Here is a 21401-nt window from a genome sequence, read left to right on the forward strand (position 1 = left end):
CGTACTCCTTGATGCGTGTCGGATACCTGCGTGCTCGGTGAACGGGTCGGCGGCGCCGATCCGCCGGTCAGCGGCCGAGGACCAGGGCGGAGGTGAATCCGCCGTGGCCGCGGGCGAGGACCAGCGCGTGGCGCAGCGCGGCCTCCCGGGGGGCACCGGTGACCAGGTCGATGGCGTAGTCATCGGCGGCCCGTGTGACGTGCGGGGTGTGTGGGATGACGCCCTCGCGCAGGGCCAGCAGCGCGGTCGCGACGTCCAGTGGCGCGCCACCGCCGTAGAGCCGCCCGGTGAGCGTCTTGGGTGCGGTGACGGGAACGCCCTGCGGCCCGAACAGGGAGACCAGGGCCTCGGCTTCGTCACGGTCGTCCTCGGGCAGCCCGGAGGCGTCCGCGAAGACCACGTCGATGTCCGAGGCGGCCAGTCCGGCGTCCTGGACGGCCTGTTGAGCGGTGCGCAGCAGGACCCGGGGGCGCCCCGACTCGGGGGCCGGATCAAAACCGGAGGCATGACCCAGGACCCGTCCGTAGCCCTCGGCGCCGCGTTCGGCGGCGGCCTGGGCGCTCTCCAGCACCAAGATGGCCCCGCCTTCGCCCGGCAGGTAGCCGCTGGCCTCGGCGGTGAAGGGGACGTAGGCACGCTCCGGATCGGGCACCGTGGACAGTTTGCGGGTGGACAGCTGGGCGGTCAGCCCGTACGGGCACAGGCTCGCGTCGGTGCCGCCGGTGACGACCAGCCGGGAACCCTTGCGGGTGAGGCGCCGGGCCTGCCCGATCGCGTCCAGTCCGCCGGCCTGCTCACCGGCGATCACCCCGCAGGGTCCACGCATCTTGTGCCGGATGGACAACTGACCGGTCGTGGCCGCGTAGAACCAGGCGATGGACTGATAGGCGCCGACCCAGCTCGGGTCGTTCTGGTAGAGCGCCGTCATCTCCTTCTGCCCGAACTCCGTGCCGCCCGAGGAGGAAGAGGTGACCACGGCCATCTCGTACTCGGGGATGGCCGTGAGGTCTGCTCCGCAGTCGGCGAGCGCGGCCTCACCGGCGGCGAGCGCCAGGTGGGTCCAGTGGTCGGTCTGCGAGATCAGCCGGCTGGGCACCTCCTCCCCCGCGGTGAAGCCCGGCACCTGCCCGGCGTAGCGCACCGGGTAGGTCGAGGGGTCGAAGCGGCCGATCCGCCCGATGCCGGACTTCCCAGCCAGTACCGAGGCCCAGTGGGCCTCGACGCCGATCCCGGTGGGCGCGAAGATCCCCAGTCCCGTGATGACCGGCGCCGCATGGGCGGTGGTCGTCATCACGCGCTCCTCCCTGCCGCTGCGGCGGCCGAACCCGGCCGGGCGAGCAGCATCGCGGTCTGGAATCCGCCGAACCCGCTGCCCACGCTCAGCACCACGTCCATGGCGTGGTCCCGGGCGGTGACCGGGACGTAGTCCAGGTCACAGAGCGGGTCCTTCGTCTTCAGGTTGGCTGTGGGCGGCACGACCTGCCGGTCCAGCGCCAGGGCGCAGGCCGCCACCTCGATGGAGCCGATCGCGCCCAGGGAGTGCCCGACCATCGATTTGATGGAGCTCACCGGGACCTCGTAGGCGTGATTGCCCAGGCTGCGTTTGAAGGCCGCGGTCTCGTGACGGTCGTTCTGCTTGGTCCCCGAGCCGTGCGCGTTGATGTAGCCCACCGCGGTCGGGTCGAGCTTCGCCTGGTCCAGGGCGACGGTGATGGCCTCGGCCATCTCGCGGCCGTCCGGCTTGAGACCGGTCATGTGGTACGCGTTGCTGCGTCCGGCGAAGCCGACGATCTCGGCGTAGACGCGGGCACCGCGGGCGAGGGCCGCCTCGCGTTCCTCGATGACCATCACCGCGCTGCCCTCGGCGAGTACGAACCCGTCCCGGTTCCCGTCGAAGGGGCGGGAGGCGTGGGAGGGGTCGTCGTTGTTGGGCGTGGTGGCCTTGATGGCGTCGAAGCAGGCGGAGGTGATCGGTGAGATCGGCGCGTCGGTGGCACCGGCGATCGCGATGTCCGCCGTGCCCTCCTCGATGAGTTGTACGGCGTGCCCGATGGAGTCCAGGCCCGAGGTGCAGCCGGTGGAGATCAGCGCCACCGGCCCCTCGGCGCCCACTTCCCAGGCGACCTCGGCTGCCAGGGTCGAGGGGATCATGTAGCCGTACAGGTGGGGGACGCCGTACTCGTGGTCGACGAGCCACTTGCGGCCGCCGTCGGAGAGGGTGACGTACTCCTCCTCCAGGCCCATGGTGTTGCCGACCGCGCTGCCGATGGAGACCGCGAGCCGCTCGGGGGCGATCGCGGACAGCTCGACTCCGCTGTCGAGGACCGCTTCCCGGGCGGAGACCACCGCGAACTGCGCGGCCCGGTCCATCCGGCGGACCTGCCGGGGGGTGAGGCCGGCGGCGGCCGGGTCGAAGTCGACCTCTGCAGCCACCTGCGAGCGGAAAGCGCTCGCATCGAACAACGAGATCCGCCGGGTGGCCGTGCGGCCCGCCGACAGGGTGTCCCAGAACGCCTCGCGGCCCACCCCGCCCGGCGCGACCGCACCGATACCGGTGATGACGGCGCGTCGGCTCACCGGGCACCGCCGACATCGGGATTGGACTGCTCGGGGCGCTGCGCCAGTTCGGTGTCCACGTGCCCGTACTCGGGCTTGGGGGCGAGCGGCGAGAGGTGGAAGGAGCAGCGCGCGGTGACCTCGCCGACGTTGACCAGGCGGTGGCGCACGCCGATCGGCACCAGGAGCGAGTCGCCGGCGTTCAGCACCACCTTCTGGCCGTCGAGGGTCATCTCCAGGGTTCCGTCGATGACGTGCAGGAACTCCTCCGAGTACGGGTGGTAGTGCTCGGTCACCCAGTCGGCCGGGTCCAGGGTCATCACTCCGCCGAAGCCGGAGGTGCAGCCCACGGTCTTGGGGCTGAGGGTGACACGGATGTCACCGCCGCGTTTGGTGTTGGCCTCGACCTCGTCGGCGGCCACCTTCACGGTGCGAGAAATGGCGGTGGTCACTTGACCCGCCCTCCGTCCTTGGTCCAGATGTAGAAGGGGTCAGCCATCGCGTCCTTCGGTTCCTTCCAGTCCGGGTCGTAGGGCTCCACGCACTGGGCGAGCTTGGTGTTGATGTCGTCGTAGAGCGGGTGGCTGCGGGCCCGGTAGAGATTCGCGTTGATGTCCTCGTCCGCCTCGACCAAGTGGAAGTACAGGCCGTGGAACTTGAAGAGGGTGCGGCGCGAAACGCCGATCATGTGCGGCAGGTCGGTTGCGTCTGACTCCCCGAAGATGTCGGCGATGTCGTCCGTCTTCCCCGGCCGCAACTTGGCGACGATCAGGGTGCGATGCACGGTGGTCCCTCCCGAGGGTTCGGCTGTCGGAACGGAAAGTCCCATCCCGTTCTGGAGAGTGGCTCGAAACCGCCTCCAGCGCCGCTGGCGTCGGCTCCTCAAGTGCTCCTTGAGCAGGCCGCGTTCCCGAGCGGGTCCCCTGGGCGCAGCCGCACGCCACCACCCCGGAGGGGACAAGACATGCCGTTCGCAGCGATCACCTACGACGTAGAGCCCGGCCATGAGAGCGAACTGACCGAGATCTTCCGCGGGTTCAAGCGGGTGAAGGGGAACCAGGTCAAGGACTCCTCCGGGGCACCGGCCGGCACCCTGCTGGCCACCGCGGTCTTCATCCGCGACGACACCCTGGTCCGGGTCATCGAGTACACCGGCGACCTGGACGCGGTGGCCCGCCACATGGCCGGCCAGCCGGGCGTCCTCGACTTCGAGGCCAAGATCAAGCCCTACCTGTCCCGTCCCCGCGACACCGACACCCCCGAGGGGTTCGTGGACACGTTCCGGCGCAGCCTGCTGAACACGGTGGTCCAGTTCTCCTCCCGTGACCTGCCTCGTTAGGCGCGGAGACTCCCGGGGCCTGCCCCGTACGAACGGAGGCCGGCCCCGCGGGAGTACGCGGGGCCGGCCTCCGGGTCGATCCGTTCTCAGAGCGCGGCCACACCTGCCGCCGTGCACAGCAGGGCGATGACCGAGAGAGCCGTGCGCAGGTAGTGGTACCTGCGCCACAGCGGCCGGGGGTCCTGCCAATCGGGCGGAATGACCTGGGGGTCACTGACCGCCTTCACCCGGCGGTTGATCGGGACGTTGCACAGGTGCGAAACCCCGGAGACGCCCAGCAGCAGCACCGCCGCCGCGATGAACAGCGGGCGGGCCGGGCCGTCGGTGACCACCGCGAGCACCGCGGTCACCACGGTGCTGCTCAGGACGATCACCGGCATGGTCGGGTCCCAGTTCCGCCCCAGCAGCTTGTGCGCGTAGACGTACGTACCCGTCTCCATGGCGAACAGTGCCGGCAGGACGCTCAGCGCGACGGCGAAGAGCACTCCCGCGGTGACGCCGCTGCCGAGCAGGGCAGCGACACCCAGGACCTCGTTCATCACGTCGTGGCCCCCACCGGGTGGGTGTCCACGGTGAGCTGCTGGACCCGACGCATCGTCGCGTTCTTGAAGTACTCGGCGAACGCCTGCGGTGACGTGGTGTCCCGCTCCTCGGCCAGGTACGGCGCCAGCTTGGCCTCCAGTACGTGGACGCCTTGCTGGGCCGCCATGTGCCGGCCCACGGCGGTGAAGTCACCCTCGTAGTGGATGACGCGCACGACGATGTCGTCCTTGACGAATACGGCGGTGCCCAGCAGCCGGCCGGCCCGCTCGCCGGAGTCTTTGGCGTAGTCGGGCCGGTCCACCCGCTGGAAGTCAGCGAAGATCTCCGCGATCTCCTCCTCGTGACCGGGCTTGACCCGGTAGGTGATGGCTGCGTAAGGCATCAGATTCCTCCGTCGACTTCGATGGTTGTGCCGGTGACGTAGGCCGCGGTGTCCCCCGCCAGGTAGAGCACGGCACCGGCGACGTCCTCGGGGGTGCCCAGCCGCCCCAGGGCGGTCAGACCGGCCAGTTTCTGCGCGAGTTGGGGAGGCAGGCCGGCGCCCGGCTCCGTCTCGGTCACCCCGGGGGCCACCAGGTTCACGCGGACTCCGCGCGGGCCCAGCTCCTTGGCCAGGGCCCGGGTGAAACCGACCAGGGCCGCCTTGGAGGTGCTGTAGTGGACGCCGTTCGGCCGCCCCCGCAGCGCCACCGAGGCACCGATGTTGACCACCGAGGAGCCCTCGCCCAGCAGCGGCAGTGCGCACTGGGTGACGAGGTAGGCCGAGGTGGCGTTGTGGTCGAGCAGCCGGTGCCACTCGGACTCCGGTAGCCGGTCGAAAGGGGCGTGTCCGTCCACGCCCAGGTTGTTGACGAGTACGTCGAGCCCGCCGAGCCGTTCGCGCGCCTCGGCGGCGAGCAGCTCGGCGCCCTCCCGGCACGTCAGGTCCGCCTGGACCAGTTCGAACCCGTCCCCGAGGGACTTCGCCTGCTCCGGGTCGCTCCGGAAGGAGACCAACACCCGGGCGCCGGCGCGGGCGAAGGACAGCGCCGTCGCCCGGCCGATGCCGCGGGTACCACCGGTGATCAGGACGCGGCGGCCCTCGAAGGTGCTCTGCGCGCTGCCGGTCGTCACCGCACGGCCCCCGCGCGCGGTGCCGTGCTGATCATCTGCAGCAGCATCCGCGGGGTCTCTGCCTCGGCCACCGCGTCGTCGCTGAGCACGATGCCGTGCTTGCGGTTGATCACACTGGTGACCTGGAGCAGGGCGAGGGAGTCGTAGCCGAACTCCAGGAACGGCGTGTCCAGTGCGTCTTCGCCCTCGAAGGCCATGCCTTCCTCCGGTGCTCCGACGCACTCAAGCAGCAGTTCGCCGAGTTCGGCCAGGTTGATGTCGCTCACGATGCTTCCTTTCGCAAGGATCTGGGGATTCAGTTCGCCCGGGCCAGGAGGGGACCGCCGACCGTGCGGCCGGACAGCAGCGCCGTCCCTTCCAGGTCGAGCTGCGGGGAGGAGTCGAGCACCGCCCGGTGGAGGTGCTCGATGTTGGGCGAGGGATCCAGTCCCAGGCTCTGGTTGAGGGATCCGCGCAGCTGGCGGTAGACGCCCAGGGCGTCGCTGCGCCGCCCCGCCCGGTACAGCGCGAGCATCAGCTGCTCGTGCACGGCTTCGTGCAGGGGGTGCCGGGCGGCCAGCCCGGAGAGTTCCCCGATGAGCTCATGGTGGCGGCCCAACCTCAGGTCCGCCTCGATTCGGCGGTGAAGGACGCTCATCTTCGACTCGTCCAGGCGGGTCGCCTCGACTTCCAGGAGCGGCCCGTGCTGCACGTCGGCGAGGGCTTTGCCATGCCACAGCGACAGCGCCCGCCCCAGGTAGGAGGACGCCTCGACCCAGTCGCCGTGCTCCAGCGCCCGGTGCCCGGCCGTGGACAGGGCGTCGTACTCCAGTACGTCGATCAGCCCGCCCTGACTGTCGAGACGGTACCCGCCCGGCTCGGTGACCAGCACGCTCTTGGCTCCGAGCGCGAGGCCGGCGGCGGTCAACGGGTCCTCCGCGAGGGCACCGGCGATCAGGTGGCGGATCTGGAGGATGTACGTCTGGAGCGTGGTCTGCACACTGCGCGGTGGGCTCTCTCCCCAGACTTCCTCCACGAGGGAGTCCACGGAGACGACCTGATCGGCCTGGAGGGCGAGCAGTGCGAACACCTTGCGCGGTTTGACCGCGGTCAGATGCAGCGGCACGCCGTTCTGGGTGGCTCGGAAGGGACCGAGCACGCTGATGTCCATGGGTGAACAGCTCCTTGTGGTGGTGTCTCGGTCGCCCTCAGCGGGCGGGACCGGCGGGCCCGGTGGGTCGTACGCCGTTGGCGGTGTCGGCTGGTTGGGCGGCGCACGCGCGGGCCAACGACCGGGTGAGCAGGTGGGGCAGATCGGTTCCACGCACGAACTGGTGTGTTCCGGGCACTGACCAGAAGCGGAAGGCCGCACTCGTGCACTGTGCCCAGGCCCTCACCTCTTCGGCGCGGACGAGCCGGTCCGCCGTGCCGGCGAAGGCCTCGACCGGGCAGGACAGCGGGACGACAGGACCGGTCCGCAGGCTGCGGGCCAGTCGCAGGTCATCGCGGAGAGTGGCCAGGACCAGAGCCAACCGGTCCGGCCGGTCGCGCAGTGCCGCCGGCATCGCCTCCTCGTCACCGAGCGCCGCCAACAGTTGCCCGTCGGGGAGTTCGGGGCGCAGTGCGCGATGCCCGTCGAGTACCGCCGACGCCAACTGCGGCGCCGGCGCCGCGCCCACCAGCAGCACCGCCGGACTCCGGCGTCCCCGGCTCTGGAGGTGCTCCGCGAACCGGTAGGCGACCAGGGCACCCAGGCTGTGCCCGTAGAAGGCGAAGGGCACGTCCTCTTCGAGGAGGGGAGCGAGGTCGGCGGTGAGCTCACCGAGCAGCTGATCGCCGTCGGTGATCCTGGGCTCCCTGAGCCGGGACTCCCGTCCGGGCAGCCGCACCGGCAGTACGGACACCGCCGGCCCGGTGCGCTGCTTCCATCCCGCGTAGGTCATGGCGCCCGCACCTGCGTGGTGGAAGCAGAACAGCCGCAGGCCGGCGGGTGCGACCGGGGGCCGGACCGCGAGATATCGATGCACCCCAAAATCCCCTTCCTGCCGGGCTCCGCTCAGGACCCTTGGCGGTCAGGTGCGGGTTCCGAATGTCGCCCCGCCTGCTCGGTGCCAGCTCAACTCGGACTGGAGCGGGGGTCGGCGAGCACCGGGAGGAGCGGTGGAACAGGGCTGGAGCCGCCCTGTTCCCGCGGCCTCTGGTGGAACCCGGGGTCGTAGACGGCGGCGCTGACGGTGTAGGAGTCCTCCAGCAGCCAGCTGTGGAAGGTCCACTCCCATCCGGTGCCGGGCGTCCCGTCGGGGCGCAGCATCCGCAGCCGCTGGTCCCTCGGGCCGAAACCGAACTCGGTGAAACGAAAGCGCAGTCCCTGCCCGATCGCTTTGCTGTAGGCCTCCTTGAGCGTCCACAACCGGACGAGCTCGCGGTTGCGCTGCTCTTCGGGGACTTCGGCGAGGGCGTCGAGTTCGTAGGGGGTGCAGGCTTGTCGTTCGGTGCCAAGGCCCAGCATCCGGCGGTCCACGTACTCGGTGTCCACACCGATCCGGCCGAACCTGGTGAGCCCCACCACGAGCAGTTGGTCGGTGTGGCTCAGGCTGACGTCCAGTTGGTCGATCCCGCGCAGATGGGGTCGCCCGCCGGGCTTGTGGGCCAGTTCGAGTTCCCGGGGCAGGGTGCCGAGGACCGCGCTGGCGGCGGACTTCAGGAAGAGCCTGGAGGCGACGTAACGGGAGCGGTTGGCCGGGTGGGCCATCCGTCGGACCCGGCGAAGCGCCTCCGGGCCCAGGTCGTCGGCCAGCTGGGAGGCGCCGTGCTCCGCTTCGAGTGCGGCGTCGAGGTCGCGTGGCAGCCAGTCCTCGGCTGCCGCGTAGACCACGCAGGTGCCGTGTGCGGCCACTTCCTCACGGATCGGCTGCCAGGAGTCGTCCGGGCCGCCGTTGCGCAGGGGACGCGTCGGTGGCCTCACCGGGGCTGCCCCCGCCGCCCGGGGGCCGGTGGACCGGGACTCCGGCCGCCAGGACCCTGTTCGGAGCGGGCGTCGAATGCCGCGGCGCTGGTCAAGGTGTACCTCCTGGAGGGGTGGTGGGGAACGCGGGCGGTAGGGGCTCACCGGCTCCGGACGCCGGACGCTCAGCTGCCGATCGCGGTCGAGTACAGGTCGTAGCTGCGGGCGTCGTCGAAGCGGTGCAGCACCTCGCCCAGCAGGTGCTCCGCGCCGGTGGCGGGCGTGGAGACCGCGCCTCGCTCCAACCGGGAGGCCACCCGGGCCAGCGCGGTCGCGACCCAGGCGGGGTCGGAGAGGAACTGGCCCAGCCCCCGGTGGTGGCGCCAGACGCCCAGACAGGCGGCGCCCGCGACGATCAGCGCGTACCGGTCGACCATGGCGTACGCGCGGGGGCTGACGGGACTGCCGGCGGGGCTCGCGGCGAGTTCCTCGCAGGAGCGCAGGAGCGAGCGCAACTGGTCGGTGAGTACCGCCGCGGCTGCGCCCAACGCCTCCCCGAACTCGCCGCCCACTGACGCCGCTTCACGAGCGGACTGCTCCAATGAGAACAGCAGCGAGTCACCGCCGGCCGGGAGTACGCTCGCCTGCGGCCGGTACGGGGGCAGGTCTGCCTCGAAGGGGCGAAAGAGCGCGGGGGGCGCTTCGGGGGCCGCGGTGGCCATCAACCGCGGCAGTCTCAGCAACTGGGCGACCAGTGTGGTCCTGCTGGCCGCCGAACCCGCCGCACCGAGGCCGATCATGGGCAGGTCCCGGGCGGCCTTTTGGAAGATGGCGTAGTTCCCGACCCGCGCGTAGGACTCGGCACCGAGCACGATGGACAGGTCGTACACCGTCTCGTGCAACAGGGTGGGCAGCAGGTACTTGGCGACCGCGCCCAGCGTACGGCTCTCCTGCGGCAGCAGGTGTACGGAGCGGGTGGCGACCAGCGAGAGGCAGTCGCTGATCAGGAGGTCGGTGAAGGCATCCACGAGCGCGGTGCGGGTGCGGGCGGTGTTCAGCGAGGCACGGCTGCGCGCACGGTGCGAGCGGGCGAAGGCCGTTGCCGTGCGCAGTGCGGTGTCCACACATCCGAGCGCCATGGAAAGTCCCGCCCCCCGGGTCAGCGGGAAGGCACGCTCGGCGAGTTGCGCGCCTTCCCCGACCTCGCCGAGCAACACCTCGGGCGCGAGGCGGTGGTGGTCGAACTCCAGACCTTGGATGACGCAGCCGCGGATGCCGACGGTGCGCCGGCGGGGCAGCAGCCCGAATCCGGGGGCTCTCGCTTCGGCGCCGGGCACCAGGAAGGCACTCAGCTCCCCCGGGGCCGCCGCCCCTGCGGTCTGCGGCCCGGTGTGCGCGAACAACACCAGGGACTGTGCACGCGCCGCGTTGTTCAGTGCCTCCTTGCGACCGTCGAGGAGGTAGCCGTGCCCGTCGGCTCGTGCCGAGAGCCGGTTGGCCAGGAAGTCGTTGCCCTGGGGTGGCTCGGGATAGGCGCAGGCCATCCGCCCGCCGCCGAGGAGCAACTCGGCGCTCTGGCGCCGTTGCCGCTCACTGCCGTCGGACCAGACGATGACCGCGGCCAGGTATGAGGTCAGGCCATAGCCCAGACCGAGTGCCGCGTCCCGTCGGAAGACGGCGCGCAGCACCCGGGCCAGGACGTCCAGCCGGTCCAGCCGGCCGCCGAGTTCGGTGGGCACGAACTCGGCGTTCAGTTTGAACTCGTCGAGCAGCCGCTCGGCGGCCGGCAGCAGCCGTTGGTGTTCGTCGGCGGCGAGGAACTGCCCGGCGCCCAGCGGATTGCCCGGGTCGTCGAGGTCCCCGAACCCCTGCTCCAGTCGGGCTATGCGTTCCTGTACGGCGGTCTCCGAGGAGTCCGCCCTGTTCGCCACCGTCGTCAAGGTTCTTCTCCGTTCCTTTCCGTCGGGCGGTCGACGGAGTGGCGAGCTGCCGTGTCCGTCCTCGGGCACCGGCCGGGGGTGACGGGAGTGCCCCTGACCGGCGGGAGTCAAGAGGCCCTCAAGGGCTTCCGTTCAGGCTGGCTCCTGCCACTGGCCACTGCGGTCGGCTCCCGTTGTGCGGCGGGCACCGTACCGTCGGCCGTGGGTGTTTCGTCGAAGGGCGGGAACTGGAGCCGGTACTGGTCGGCCGGCAGCCACATCCAGCCGTACGCCACCAGGGAGTTCCACACCGGTTTCAGCAGTCTCCGGTGGACGATTCGAGTGAAGCCGTGGGTGTGAGTTCGTGGTTCGGACATGGTCGTGACATCCCTTCTACCTCCGGGAACGCCACGGTCGACCCCGCCGCTCGGCGGCCGGTCAAGTAACTCTCGTGACCACGCACTCAAGTGGAAATCGAGCGAACTGTGGTGCCATGTGCCGACGCTGCGCATGCCGGGAAAGGGGTCTGGCCAATGTCCCACAGCGAGCGCGGTCGAAGGCTGACGGTTATGGAGAGGTTCGTGAACCAGTCCGACTCCGGCCCCTTCGAACGCGATCTGTTGGGCTACGCCCGCCACCGGGAGGACCTCAAGGGATTCGTCGCCCGGCTGACGGTGGCCCTCCTCGACCGTCCGGATCGCTACGTCCACCTCGACCAGTGGAGCACCCTGGACCGGCTGCTCCGGGTCGTGCACGAGAACACCGAGTCCCACGCCCTTCGGCGCGGCATCGGCCGCGGTCCGTCGACCAACTCCGAGCTCCTGGTCAGCGTGGGGCACATGCGGGGCCGGGCCGGACGCGCTGAAGCCGGCCACGTGCTCTTCGTCCACGCCAAGCTCCTCGGTGACCCCGAACGGTTCGAGCTGGACTTCGGTTCCCTCGTCGGGCAGTGCATCGCGGACCGCGATTTCGCCGGCAGTGACCTGCTGCGCTCCGTGGCGGACCCGGACGACTACACCGGGCTCCTGTGGTGGCGCGACGAGCCGGCCCGGGAACGGGTCAGTGACGCCACCGGCTTCCGCGCTCGCCTCGCCAAACTCGCCGCCAGTGCGCAGCTACGCCAGGAGCCCGGCCGGCTCTTGAGTTGACCGGTACGGCCCATGCGCCGCGAAGCAGCCCCGAGTAGCCTTCGAGCGCCCGGTCACAGCATCGCCTCATGAACGATTCCAGCGATACGCCGATGCGTTTGACGGTGTTGCGCGGCCAACCCGACGCAGTGGAACTAGCCGCGCTGACAGCCGTGTTGTGTGCGGCGCTGCGGTCCGCCCGCGAGGACGACGGGGCCACGAGCGGCCCAGCGCACCCGCCGGGCGCCCCTTGGGCGGGCCCTCGGCGGACCCGCCCAGGGGTCGGCTGGGCCGCCCGGCGGTAGCTCCCAAGGGCCGGCTCCCAACCCCAGCCGGATCAGGCGCGGCCTCGTCATCCGGGCGGGCCCTGAGCGCGGGTCAAGTGCGGTTCCAGCCGATGCGCCTACGTTCCTCGAACGGGTGGCACAGGTACGACGCCCACGTCGTGCCCGTGCCTACAGGACATGGGGGAATCAGAATGAGCAGTCACGAGAGCTTCACTGCACTGATCCTGGACAGAGCCGAGCTCCACCCGGAGCGCGAGGCGCTGCTCCTGCTGCCCGAGAGCGAGGACCGCGGGCACGCGGTCGCGGTCTCCTACCGGGCGCTCGACGCCGCTGCCCGTACCCTCGCAGGGTGGCTTCAGGCCCGAGGCGCGCCAGGTGAACGGGTCTTGCTACTGCACGCCTCACGCCGGCAGTTCGCGGTCTCCTTCCTCGCCTGTCTCTACGCGGGCGCGGTCGCCGTCCCGGTGCCGCCCTACGGGGGACGCAGCCATCACGAGGAGCGGGTCGCTGGCATCGTCCGGGAGACCGCGCCCTGCGCGGTGCTCACGGACGCCGCGCTCGCCCCCGACGTCTCCCGGCTGCTTGCCCGGCACGGCCACGGATCGCTGCCCTGTCTGGCCGCCGACGCCGCTCCCGGCCGCGCCCAGTGGCGGCGCCCGGAGCTCGACCCGGACACGGTGGCGTACCTCCAGTTCACCTCCGGGTCCACCGGAAGCCCGCACGGGGCGGTGGTCACCCACGGCGCACTTCTGGCCAATCTCGAAGCACTCGGGGACCTGCTCGGCGGCACCTCGGAGTCCAGGATCGGGGGCTGGCTCCCGCTCCACCATGACATGGGGCTGGTGGGTCAGCTGTTGTATCCGCTGTGGCTGGGCGGCACCTCCGTGCTGCTAACGCCGGAGGCGTTCGTCAAGCGTCCGGTGCGCTGGCTGGAGGCCGTCGGCCGGTACGGGATCGAGGTGACGGGGGCACCCGACTTCGCCTACGAACTGTGCTTGCGGCGCGTCACGGCGGAGCAGGAAGCCGGGTTGGACCTGTCGGGACTGCGGATGGCCGTGTCGGGCGGCGAACCGGTGGACTCCGGGACCCGCAATGCCTTCGCGGCGCGGTTCGCCGCCGTTGGTCTGCGCCCGCAGGCTCTGGTCGCCGGGTACGGACTGGCGGAGTCCACCTTGCTGGTCACCGGGGAACGGGACGGTGGTGCGGAGCGGACCGTGGACGCCGCCGCACTGGAGAAGCACCAGTTGGCCGAGCCGGTGGCGGACGGGCCGGTCCGTACCCTGCTGTCCTGTGGACGGCCCGGTCGCCACGCACGGCTCCGGATCGTCGACCCGGAGACCCGGCAGGATCTGCCCGAGGGCCGGATCGGGGAGATCTGGGTGTCCGGACCGAGCGTGGCCCGGGGGTACTGGCGTGACCGGGCGGCCACGGCGGAACGCTTCGATGCGCGGTTGGCCGCGGAGGACGGCGTGGACACCGGTGGGCCAGCGGCTGCGGAAGCCGGTTGGCTGCGCACCGGCGACTTGGGCACCTTGGATGACGGCCGGCTCTACGTCACGGGTCGACTGCGCGAGATGATCGTGGTCGCGGGCCGCAACCTCTATCCGCAGGACCTCGAACACACCGTGCAGCGGGTCAGCACGCTTTTCGGTACCGGCTCGGCGTTCGGGGTGGCGGCCAAGCGGGAACGCATCGTACTGGTACAGGAGTTGCGCACCCACAAGTGCTACGGCCTGGACTTGGAGGCGATCGCGAAGGACGTACAGCGTTGTCTGGCCGAGGAGTTCCAGATCGCGGTCGGTGGCGTGCTGTTGGTGCGGCCGGGCACGGTACGGCGCACCACCAGCGGCAAGGTGGAGCGGGCCGCGATGCGCCGGCTGTTCCTCAGCGGCGGGATCCGGCCGCTCTACCAACAGTTGGACAAGGACCTGCTGGACACGGCGGGCCGGGGAAAGACACTACTGGCACCGGCCGGTCACTCCTCGCGCTGAGACGCGAGGCGGGACAGGGGGACGGCCGCACGATACCGAAAGGAGCTGGAGTTGAACCCCAACGCACCGGGCGATCCCGATGAGCGGGTCTTCGCAGCCTGGCTCACGGAGCGGATCGGCGGATACGTACGACGGGAAGTCCGGGAGGACGAGCCGTTGGCAGAGTGGGGGCTGGATTCCATCGCCCTGCTCGGTCTCTACGGCGATATCGAGGAGCGGTTCGGCCCGCTCCTCGATCCCTCGGACATCTGGGCGCATCCGACCATCCGCGACCTGGCCCGCTTCTTGGCCATGAAGGAGGCGGCGGTTCGGCGCTCCGGTGAAGTGCGGGCGGCTTTCGTCTTCACCGGACAGGGCAGCCAACATCCGTACATGACCTCGGGGCTGCACCAGAACCTGTCCGGCTACCGCCATCACCTGGCGGAGGCCGATGCGGCCATCGCCCCTTATCTCGGCTTGTCCGTCAGTGAGCTGATCCTCAGCGGCGACCCCCGGGTGCACCAGACGGCGCTGACCCAGCCGGCGCTGTTCGCCGTCGGCTACGCGCTGGCGATGACCTTGCGGGAGGAGGAAGGAGTACGTCCGGTCGCCGTGCTGGGGCACGGCATCGGCGAGCTGGCGGCGGCGGTACTGGCCGGTGCCCTGCCGCTGGCGGAGGCGGCCCGGCTGGTCTGCTTCCGCGGCTCCTACATGCAGTACTTGCCCTCCGGCGGCGGGATGATGGCCACGTGTGCGGATCCGTTCGAGGCCACGGAGGCGTGCGCCACCGAGCCGGGAGTTTCGATCGGCGCCTTCAACGCGGCTCGGTCGACCGTCCTGTCCGGCGAGTTGGAGGCGCTGGAACGGGTCCGTGACCGTTTGGCCGCGGTGGGCATAGCCAGCACCTTCCTCAAGGTCACGCACGCCTTCCACTCCCCGATGATGGAGCCGGTCACGCCGCGCTTCGAAGCAGCGGCGAGGGGGCTGAGCGGCCCCTCGCCGAACCTCCCCTTCTATTCGACGGTGTACGGCAGGCGCATCCAACAACCGCTGGATGCGGGCTACTGGACCACCCAGATCACCTCTCCGGTGCGGTTCGCCGACGCGACCCGCCAGTTGTTGTCCCAGCATTCACCGAGTCACGTGGTGGAGATCGGACCGAAGGCCGTTCTGATGCCCTTCGTCCGGCGCATGGCGGGATCGCGCGGGCCTCAGTGCCTGGCGGTGTGCCGGAGCCCGCAGAGCAACGCGGTGTATCTCGCCGGGGTGCTTTCGGCGCTCAGCGCGGGGCCGCTGGCGGAGCGTTGAGAACAGCCGTCCCGTGCACGGACAGGGCGCCAGAGCCGCCATCCGACCTCCGGGGAGCCGGACCGACCCCGACCGATCAGGGAATCCAGCCCGCCTCCTCCGCGATGCGAATCGCGTCGATCCGGTTGCGCGCATGCAGTTTGTCCACGATGGCCGTCAGGTAGTTCCGCACCGTGCCCTGGGTGAGGAACAACTGCTCGGCGATCTCTGCGGCATCGGCCCCCCGGGCCGCGATCCGCAACACCTGCGTCTCGCGTGGGGAGAGCGGGTTGTCCGGCGCTTCCCAGGCGCTGAGGGCCAGTTCGGGGTCGATGACCCGCTGCCCGGCGGCCACCGCCCGCACCGCTTGCGCCAGTCGGGAGGGCGGTGAGTCCTTCAACAGGAATCCCGATACCCGTGCGGCCATCGCTCGGCGCAACGTGCCGGGGCGCCCCAGGCTGGTCAGGATCAGCGTGCGGCACTCGGGCAGTTGCCCGTGCAGTTCGGCCGCCGCGGTCAGCCCGTCCGTACCGGGCAGGTCGATGTCCACGATGGCTACGTCCGGCCGTGTCTCCAGGGCTGACGGGACGATGAGATCGCCCCGGTCCACCGAAGCGACCACCTCCAGATCCGGCTCCAATTCGAGTAGGGCCACCAGTGCCCCACGGACCATGTGTACGTCCTCCGCAAGAAGGATCTTCACAGACAACATTCGTTCCCCCGTTGTGTCCGTCCAGATCAGGCCGCGGGTCTCCCCGCATCGTCCGATCCGGCCGCCGTGCTCACGACGTCCTCACACCCCCGGCTGCCCGGGGGTCCTGCGCCTCTTCGCCCACCGGCTGCCTGCACGGGCCGCACGGGGGCCTCGGCCATCAGCCGGAACCGGCCGCCCGGGACCTCGCCGGCGGTCAGCGTGCCGCCGATGGCGGCCAGCCGGGTCGCGAGGTTCCCGAGCCCGCTCCCCCGCTCGGTGGCGCCCCGGGAGTCTTCCACGGTGGTGGCCGGGCGAGAGCCTTCCGGCCGGCGGGCGCCCGATCCGGACACACCGTCGTTGATCAGGACGAGCCGTGCGGTGTCCCCGGTGACGTCTGCTCTGATCGTGCAGGACTGCACCTTGCTGTGGCGCAGGATGTTGGTGACCCCCTCGCGCAGGGCGGTGGCGAGTACGGTGTCGACGATGGGGTGCAGTCGTCCGCAGGCGATGTCCACGTTCACCGACATGTCGGCCGCGGACATGACCTCGGCCACGGACTCGGCCTCGACTTCCAGTGACATGTCCCGGTACCCGCTGGCCACCAGCCGTACGTCGGCCAGTGCCTGGCGCGAGACGCTGAGCACCGAAGCCACCTCGTCGCGGGCCCGCTCGGGGTTGACGACGACGAGCCGGTGGATGAGCTCGCTCTTCAAGGTGATCGCCGAGAGGCTGTACCCGAGCAGGTCGTGGAGGTCGCGGGCGAATCTCAGCCGCTCCTGGGTGACGGCCATCCGGGCCATCTCGGCGCGTGCCTCGTGCACGTCGCGCACGAGGTCGGTGAGCCGGGTGAGGCCGTAGATGACCAGCCCGGTGAGGGCCGTGGAGATCACGTAGTAGGCGGCGTCGGGCACGGAGGCATGGTGCTGCACCTGCCAGACGAGCACCCAGGTCGGCAGGGCGGCGAAGCAGGGCCAGGCCACCTTGGTGGGCAGCAGCAGGAGGATGGTGGCGCAGAGCGGGCCGGCGAGGCTGCCCCAGACCACGTCGAGCCAGACCATCGGCACGAGGGTGACGAGGGTCTGGACGGCGAGTGCCGCAGCCCGGCACCACAGCGGCCAGGTGCGGGCGCCCGAGGTGGTGAGGGCGAGTTGGATCGCGAAGAGCACGGCGACCAGGCCGTAGCTGAGCAGTTGCGCGCCGGTGCGATCACGTAGCGCGTATTCCACGTTGAGCAGGGTGATGACGCCGTACCCGGTCAGCACCGAGGCCACGACGGCCCGGGCCAGCCGAGGCGCGAGGAACCCCCTGGTGCCCTCCGTCGCCTTCAGCGCAATATCCGGACCGCCCTCTTCCGCAGAACTGGCGTGGTGGGACTCGGTGTTGACCGCGGTCCGGATACGGCCTTTCATCGGAACTCCTTCGTGGATACCCCCGACCTCAGTCGGGGAGAAACGAAGCTCCTGCGGAGCGGGTTCGGAGGACGGATGTACGGCGGTTAGCGCTCCACTAGGAGGTTGCTGCACCAGGGAGCGTACAAGTTGCTTGAGCAGCACGTGAGACGCCGTGGTCATCCGCCGGACTGGGAGTCAGCGGCTCCATCGCCGTGCCCGCGCCGAACCGGTGAGGAAAACCCCGCACACCCCGACAAAACGAGTGCCAGGCGCATGCCCCGAGAGCCAGCACCGGCACGGGCGACGACGCACTGCGCCACCCAGCCGATCCGGCCCGTCCGGCTCCAGGCGCCGCGACCACACCTCACCGGAGCCCGGCCGTACCGGGCTCCGGCAGCCGAGCACGGTCGGCCTCGTGGTCAGGACGCGGTCAGGACGCGGAGCCAAGGCAGCTCCCGGACGGCGGGGGCGCGCAGTGGAACCGGTGCATGACCTCAAAGGGAAACTCCGGACGGGCGGTCGGCGACGTAGCTGGAGCCCCACGACGCCAGCGGTGGGCCCTTCCCCCCTCCCGGTGGAGGGTGAAGGTCGAACTGGTTCTCCTCACAAGGCGTCGGGAGCGTCAGGCTCGAACTATATGACGGTGCAACTCAGATGCGGTGCCAACCCCTTGTATACGTGATCTACACGGGCAGTGGCACCCGATTGAGGTCGCGATAGGCAAGCGGCCTGGTGCGCTGACCGAGAACCACCGGCACATCGAACAACCGCCCCGGCGCGAAACGGGCATAGAACGGACGCAGTCCCGGCACGAGCACCTTGACCACCGGAATCGCGACATCGGGCCGCGTCTGATCGAGGACGAGCAGTTCCATCCCGTGCGCCGCCACCAACTCCCTGATGAACTCGACGTCATCCAGGAGGTCCACACTGGACACCGGACGCACCCAGCACCGCGGAGTACGCGCGACCAGACCCGGATCCGCGACCAGTTGCGGCTGGTCCTGCTCCGAAAGCCCGGTGGCCGCGGAGGTCAGCAGCTGAGCCGCCTCAGTCAGCGCCCGACGCAGGGCGAGCCTCGGATCGAAGTGCGCCCCGAATCCCAGGACGTGGTCCGTGGCACCTCCCGCCGCCGCGGTGCGGCACACCACGGCAACCACCGGGACGCCCAGGTCGGTGGTCAGGTCCAGCGCCCACACCTGGCGGCCGGCCCTCTCAAGCGCCTCACGCATCCGCGCCAGCCAGGGCTCGTCGAAGGAATCGAGGTCCAGGGCGGGGCGGCGCAGACGGTTGTACCACCAGATGGCCACCGCATCCCGCTCGACCAGTTCCAGGAAACCCTGGACGATCGCATCCTCGATACTGCTGCCGGCGGCGTTGCCGTTGGAGTCCGCCCACAACCCGTCGGGCGATCCTCCGGGCGCGTTGTCGAAGTACAACGTCGATGTCGGCAAGAGGAGTTGGGCATTGCGGTTCAGAGACCACACGGGCGTCCACTCGGTCGGCAGCGCCGTGTCGAAGGGCTCGCTGACGTGGTGGAAGGGAACGTTCGTGGCGTTCCACCGCTGACGCTGGAGATACTGGCGCTCGGAGTACAACTGGTAGGCGTTCGGGTGCACGGCCGCCGTGCCCAGACCATCGAGCGAGTCCACGAAGGTGAGCTCGTCACCTTGACGAGCCGCCGAATACCGCTCGGCTGCCTCACCCAGGGCACTGGCCTTGGCTTCGACTGCCGTCACGCCCTTGCCGCCGCTGCGGGCCCGCAGCACCTGGCGCACCCCCTCCAACGAACGGCCGACCAGCGCCAGATTGTGACCGGAGTCGTAGGCGTGCAGCCCCTGCGGCAGTCCGGACAGCGGACGTAGCTCCGTCACGATGCCCGCCACCCGGCCCACCAGGTGGCGGTGGCGTTCCAGCATCTCCTCGGCTGACAGCGCCCGGTCGTTGCTGCCCGCGCCCCGTGCCTTCGGGGTCGGCGCCAGCGCGATGGGCCTGCGCGCCCGATCGGAGACCATCGTCGGGTCACCGCACTGCGGACACTGCGGCCGACGGAAGACCGGATGGTGAACGGTTCGCAGGGTGAGGCTGTCCAGAACGCGGACCGAGCGCTGCTCCGGTAGCCGGAGCCCGGCCAACCATTTCTGCATCTCCAGTACCGCGCTGTGCAGCCCCAGGGCCCTCACCGAGCCCAAGGTGGGCGCGGGCCGGGGCAGCGGGGCGTCGAGCCCCAGCGCCTGCTGGAGGGGCAGTTCGTTCCGTCGGTGCTGGGCGAGCCGGTGCGCGAGGCAGGACCAGCACGGACCGGCTGGCTCGGCATCGAAGAAGGGCCCCGTCCACGGATCGGCACCGAAGGGTGCGGCCAGAAGCCAGGGCTTGCCCTTGGCGCGCAGTCGCGCACCGACCGCACCCACCTCCGGGGCCAGGTAGTCCTCACAGACCACCAGGGCTACGGGCGCCTCGACATCGGCCGCCACCGGGTCCAGCCCGCAGGCCCGGCAGGCGTCGAAGACCGCGCCCAGGTCGACATCGCCCACCGGCACCACCGCCACCGGCGTGCGCAGTACCCGCTCCGCCGCGGCGCCGCCGTCCAGCCCGGCCCGGTCCCAGTAGGCCCGCGCCAGTCGGGCATCGGCCCCACAGGGCTCGGTGGCGTGCCGGTAACCGACCAGGTTTGCTTCCGCCAGGCGGCGCACGGCTCGGCCGGCCTCGGCGACGGGCATCATCGCCGAGGCATCCTTCAGCAACTGCGTGAGGGTGCGACTGCCGTCGAGCAGCGGCACCAGGTTCTCGACCCCTGACCCGCGCAGGACCGTCACGCCCTGGTCGGACAGTACGAACGCCGCGCCCTGTCCGGGCACGGTCTCGGCCCGGACGTGGCGCTTGAACGCCACGAACGGGTCCGCGGCCGGTCGTCGTATCCCGCTCACACGCCCACCTGCGACATGGCTGCCGCGGACATGCACGTGGAGCAGCGGGTCTGCTCGGCAAAGGCAGAAGGGTCCAGCGCCTCGATGGCGAAGGCGAACTCGGGCTCCGGGTCCGAGCCGTCGGCGCCCGAGCCGAACTCCAGTGATGCGGCGACGAACTCCGACCGCGAGGACTCCACGAGATCGGACTCCAGCCCGGACCGCGCCACGAGTTCGGCGAAACGGAACTGCTCCTCAGCAACGTTCATTACTTTCCCCCTGAGATGAACGAACCTGTTCTTCGGCCATTCGAGCCGGCCTTCGAGCCCAGAGTCTGGGGGCGGACCTCATGGGTTCGGGAGTGCCACGTTCACCGGCCACCCATGACATTTTCATACCCGCGGTCATGGGTGGGTCACTGGGCGCCTCCGGCCACAGATGCGAGTCTCGGTACCTGACTCCGAGAGGGCCGCCGCAGGGGGTGGCCGGCGGCCGTGGCCCGACAAGGGGGAGCACTCGTGATGGACATCAAGGTTCTAGGATCGCTCGCCGTACGCGAACAGGGTGTTTCAGTCGTACCGAGCGCCGCGAAGCCCCGCCAACTGCTGGCGCTGCTCGCACTCCACGCGGACCGGGTGGTGACGGTACCCACCCTGATGGAGGAAATCTGGGGAGAGAACATCCCCCGCAGCGCCTCCACCACCTTGCAGACCTACATCCTGCAACTCCGCCGCAAGATCGCCACCGCACTGGACGCAGACCCGCTGCGCGACGCCAAGGACGTACTGGTCACCCAGTTCGGCGGCTACCTGCTCCACGTGCGGCCCGGCCAGGTGGACGCGCACGAATTCGAGCGGATCGCTGACAGCGGTCGCGCCGCCTACGACGTGGGCGACTACCGCGCCGCCTCGGACCTGCTCGGCCGCGCGCTCGCGCTGTGGCAGGGCCCGGCACTCGTCGACGTGCGGGCCGGGCGAGTGCTGGAGCTGGAGGTGCTGCGCCTGAACGAGGAGCGGACCGCAGCCCTGGAACGACGCATCGAATCCGACTTGCGTCTGGGCCGGCACGCCGAAGTAGTGCCCGAACTGAGGGTCCTGACGGCCCGACACCCACTGCACGAGGGGTTCTGCGCGCAGCTGATGCGGGCCCTGCACCGGACCGGCGGGAGCTGGCGGGCACTGGAGGCCTACCAGCACCTCCGCACGGCGCTCGTGCGCGAACTGGGCCTGGAGCCCTCCCATGCACTCCAGCAGATGCACCAGGGGGTGCTCGCCGGCGACCTGGAACCGGCGCTGCACCCGGCGGGCGCGGTGGACGGCCGCGTTTAGCGCGGAGCGCACCGCGTG

23 protein-coding genes are annotated in these 21401 nt (G+C 70.5%); 6 read left to right on the top strand and 17 right to left on the bottom strand.

The annotated features are described in order from the left end of the window. Positions 1-67: 67 nt before the first annotated feature. The 4 genes from ACFYMC_RS01565 to ACFYMC_RS01580 are packed head-to-tail and all read right to left on the bottom strand — an operon-like array spanning position 68 to position 3340. Positions 68-1291, bottom strand: a complete 1224-nt coding sequence (locus ACFYMC_RS01565; protein ID WP_388517140.1) for a ketosynthase chain-length factor — start codon at positions 1289-1291, stop codon at positions 68-70. After that, positions 1291-2577, bottom strand: coding sequence for a beta-ketoacyl-[acyl-carrier-protein] synthase family protein (locus ACFYMC_RS01570; protein WP_388517143.1), 1287 nt, complete (start codon positions 2575-2577; stop codon positions 1291-1293). Before ACFYMC_RS01570 ends, ACFYMC_RS01565 begins: the two co-directional genes overlap by 1 nt. Then, on the bottom strand, positions 2574-3008 hold the full coding sequence (locus ACFYMC_RS01575) for a cupin domain-containing protein (protein ID WP_388517146.1): 435 nt from the start codon (positions 3006-3008) through the stop codon (positions 2574-2576). The genes ACFYMC_RS01570 and ACFYMC_RS01575 overlap by 4 nt, the downstream gene beginning before the upstream one ends. Then, the gene (locus tag ACFYMC_RS01580; protein WP_388517148.1) at positions 3005-3340 is read right to left on the bottom strand and encodes a TcmI family type II polyketide cyclase; all 336 of its coding nucleotides are present in this window, start codon (positions 3338-3340) and stop codon (positions 3005-3007) included. Before ACFYMC_RS01580 ends, ACFYMC_RS01575 begins: the two co-directional genes overlap by 4 nt. Before the next feature lie 180 nt (positions 3341-3520). Here ACFYMC_RS01580 and ACFYMC_RS01585 point away from each other — a divergent pair, with 180 nt between their 5' ends. Continuing rightward, complete coding sequence (locus tag ACFYMC_RS01585) at positions 3521-3895, top strand: SchA/CurD-like domain-containing protein (RefSeq protein ID WP_388517151.1); 375 nt, start codon at positions 3521-3523, stop codon at positions 3893-3895. An 86-nt stretch (positions 3896-3981) separates the two neighbouring features. Here the strand turns inward: ACFYMC_RS01585 and ACFYMC_RS01590 are convergent, their stop codons facing one another. The 9 genes from ACFYMC_RS01590 to ACFYMC_RS01630 form a co-directional block, all read right to left on the bottom strand. Next, entirely contained in the window at positions 3982-4434 is a 453-nt protein-coding gene (locus ACFYMC_RS01590) for a DUF1772 domain-containing protein (protein WP_388517154.1), read from the bottom strand. Further along, positions 4434-4820, bottom strand: a complete 387-nt coding sequence (locus ACFYMC_RS01595) for a SchA/CurD-like domain-containing protein (RefSeq protein WP_388517157.1) — start codon at positions 4818-4820, stop codon at positions 4434-4436. The genes ACFYMC_RS01590 and ACFYMC_RS01595 overlap by 1 nt, the downstream gene beginning before the upstream one ends. Next, the gene (locus ACFYMC_RS01600; RefSeq protein WP_388517160.1) at positions 4820-5551 is read right to left on the bottom strand and encodes an SDR family NAD(P)-dependent oxidoreductase; all 732 of its coding nucleotides are present in this window, start codon (positions 5549-5551) and stop codon (positions 4820-4822) included. Before ACFYMC_RS01600 ends, ACFYMC_RS01595 begins: the two co-directional genes overlap by 1 nt. Next, positions 5548-5817, bottom strand: a complete 270-nt coding sequence (locus tag ACFYMC_RS01605) for an acyl carrier protein (protein WP_388517163.1) — start codon at positions 5815-5817, stop codon at positions 5548-5550. Before ACFYMC_RS01605 ends, ACFYMC_RS01600 begins: the two co-directional genes overlap by 4 nt. 29 nt (positions 5818-5846) lie before the next feature. Next, entirely contained in the window at positions 5847-6701 is an 855-nt protein-coding gene (locus tag ACFYMC_RS01610; RefSeq protein WP_388517166.1) for a BTAD domain-containing putative transcriptional regulator, read from the bottom strand. A 37-nt stretch (positions 6702-6738) separates the two neighbouring features. Beyond that, positions 6739-7557, bottom strand: coding sequence for a thioesterase II family protein (locus ACFYMC_RS01615; protein WP_388517169.1), 819 nt, complete (start codon positions 7555-7557; stop codon positions 6739-6741). 89 nt (positions 7558-7646) lie between these two features. Beyond that, positions 7647-8495, bottom strand: coding sequence for a 4'-phosphopantetheinyl transferase family protein (locus tag ACFYMC_RS01620; protein WP_388517171.1), 849 nt, complete (start codon positions 8493-8495; stop codon positions 7647-7649). Between the two features lie 164 nt (positions 8496-8659). Beyond that, entirely contained in the window at positions 8660-10405 is a 1746-nt protein-coding gene (locus ACFYMC_RS01625) for an acyl-CoA dehydrogenase (RefSeq protein ID WP_388517941.1), read from the bottom strand. Between the two features lie 116 nt (positions 10406-10521). Then, positions 10522-10770, bottom strand: a complete 249-nt coding sequence (locus ACFYMC_RS01630; RefSeq protein ID WP_388517173.1) for a hypothetical protein — start codon at positions 10768-10770, stop codon at positions 10522-10524. 204 nt (positions 10771-10974) lie between these two features. Here ACFYMC_RS01630 and ACFYMC_RS01635 point away from each other — a divergent pair, with 204 nt between their 5' ends. From ACFYMC_RS01635 to ACFYMC_RS01650, 4 genes are all read left to right on the top strand, one after another. Next, positions 10975-11541 carry a hypothetical protein gene (locus tag ACFYMC_RS01635; protein ID WP_388517175.1) on the top strand — a complete coding sequence of 189 codons (567 nt, stop codon included), beginning with the start codon at positions 10975-10977 and terminating at the stop codon, positions 11539-11541. A 92-nt stretch (positions 11542-11633) separates the two neighbouring features. Beyond that, complete coding sequence (locus ACFYMC_RS01640; protein ID WP_388517942.1) at positions 11634-11825, top strand: acyl-CoA carboxylase subunit epsilon; 192 nt, start codon at positions 11634-11636, stop codon at positions 11823-11825. A 173-nt stretch (positions 11826-11998) separates the two neighbouring features. Then, the gene (locus ACFYMC_RS01645) at positions 11999-13798 is read left to right on the top strand and encodes a fatty acyl-AMP ligase (RefSeq protein ID WP_388517177.1); all 1800 of its coding nucleotides are present in this window, start codon (positions 11999-12001) and stop codon (positions 13796-13798) included. A gap of 51 nt (positions 13799-13849) precedes the next feature. Then, positions 13850-15085 (top strand): acyltransferase domain-containing protein, encoded by a 1236-nt coding sequence (locus ACFYMC_RS01650; protein WP_388517179.1) that lies wholly within the window; start codon positions 13850-13852, stop codon positions 15083-15085. A gap of 76 nt (positions 15086-15161) precedes the next feature. On the opposite strand, the gene ACFYMC_RS01655 is transcribed toward ACFYMC_RS01650, so the two are convergent. The 4 genes from ACFYMC_RS01655 to ACFYMC_RS01670 form a co-directional block, all read right to left on the bottom strand. Continuing rightward, a complete protein-coding gene (locus ACFYMC_RS01655; protein WP_388517181.1) occupies positions 15162-15776 on the bottom strand; it encodes a DNA-binding response regulator in 615 nt (204 codons plus the stop codon). A gap of 26 nt (positions 15777-15802) precedes the next feature. After that, complete coding sequence (locus tag ACFYMC_RS01660) at positions 15803-17167, bottom strand: sensor histidine kinase (protein WP_388517183.1); 1365 nt, start codon at positions 17165-17167, stop codon at positions 15803-15805. Positions 17168-17832: 665 nt separating this feature from the next. Then, the gene (locus tag ACFYMC_RS01665; protein ID WP_388517185.1) at positions 17833-20076 is read right to left on the bottom strand and encodes a TOMM precursor leader peptide-binding protein; all 2244 of its coding nucleotides are present in this window, start codon (positions 20074-20076) and stop codon (positions 17833-17835) included. Beyond that, positions 20073-20324 carry a hypothetical protein gene (locus ACFYMC_RS01670; protein WP_388517187.1) on the bottom strand — a complete coding sequence of 84 codons (252 nt, stop codon included), beginning with the start codon at positions 20322-20324 and terminating at the stop codon, positions 20073-20075. Before ACFYMC_RS01670 ends, ACFYMC_RS01665 begins: the two co-directional genes overlap by 4 nt. 252 nt (positions 20325-20576) lie before the next feature. Between ACFYMC_RS01670 and ACFYMC_RS01675 the strand changes: the two genes are divergently transcribed. Continuing rightward, positions 20577-21383, top strand: a complete 807-nt coding sequence (locus ACFYMC_RS01675) for a BTAD domain-containing putative transcriptional regulator (RefSeq protein WP_388517189.1) — start codon at positions 20577-20579, stop codon at positions 21381-21383. The last annotated feature ends 18 nt before the right edge of the window (positions 21384-21401 follow it).

The organism is Streptomyces sp. NPDC006879 (genome assembly GCF_042869595.1).
Classification (GTDB): domain Bacteria; phylum Actinomycetota; class Actinomycetes; order Streptomycetales; family Streptomycetaceae; genus Streptomyces.

Excerpts from the sequence above, each read along its gene's own strand:
- ACFYMC_RS01565 (WP_388517140.1), bottom strand. The coding sequence starts at position 1,291 with ATGACGACCACCGCCCATGCGGCGCCGGTCATCACGGGACTGGGGATC.
- ACFYMC_RS01585 (WP_388517151.1), top strand. The coding sequence starts at position 3,521 with ATGCCGTTCGCAGCGATCACCTACGACGTAGAGCCCGGCCATGAGAGC.
- ACFYMC_RS01590 (WP_388517154.1), bottom strand. The coding sequence starts at position 4,434 with ATGAACGAGGTCCTGGGTGTCGCTGCCCTGCTCGGCAGCGGCGTCACC.
- ACFYMC_RS01595 (WP_388517157.1), bottom strand. The coding sequence starts at position 4,820 with ATGCCTTACGCAGCCATCACCTACCGGGTCAAGCCCGGTCACGAGGAG.
- ACFYMC_RS01610 (WP_388517166.1), bottom strand. The coding sequence starts at position 6,701 with ATGGACATCAGCGTGCTCGGTCCCTTCCGAGCCACCCAGAACGGCGTG.
- ACFYMC_RS01630 (WP_388517173.1), bottom strand. The coding sequence starts at position 10,770 with ATGTCCGAACCACGAACTCACACCCACGGCTTCACTCGAATCGTCCAC.
- ACFYMC_RS01640 (WP_388517942.1), top strand. The coding sequence starts at position 11,634 with ATGCGTTTGACGGTGTTGCGCGGCCAACCCGACGCAGTGGAACTAGCC.
- ACFYMC_RS01645 (WP_388517177.1), top strand. The coding sequence starts at position 11,999 with ATGAGCAGTCACGAGAGCTTCACTGCACTGATCCTGGACAGAGCCGAG.
- ACFYMC_RS01655 (WP_388517181.1), bottom strand. The coding sequence starts at position 15,776 with ATGTTGTCTGTGAAGATCCTTCTTGCGGAGGACGTACACATGGTCCGT.
- ACFYMC_RS01660 (WP_388517183.1), bottom strand. The coding sequence starts at position 17,167 with ATGAAAGGCCGTATCCGGACCGCGGTCAACACCGAGTCCCACCACGCC.
- ACFYMC_RS01670 (WP_388517187.1), bottom strand. The coding sequence starts at position 20,324 with ATGAACGTTGCTGAGGAGCAGTTCCGTTTCGCCGAACTCGTGGCGCGG.
- ACFYMC_RS01675 (WP_388517189.1), top strand. The coding sequence starts at position 20,577 with ATGGACATCAAGGTTCTAGGATCGCTCGCCGTACGCGAACAGGGTGTT.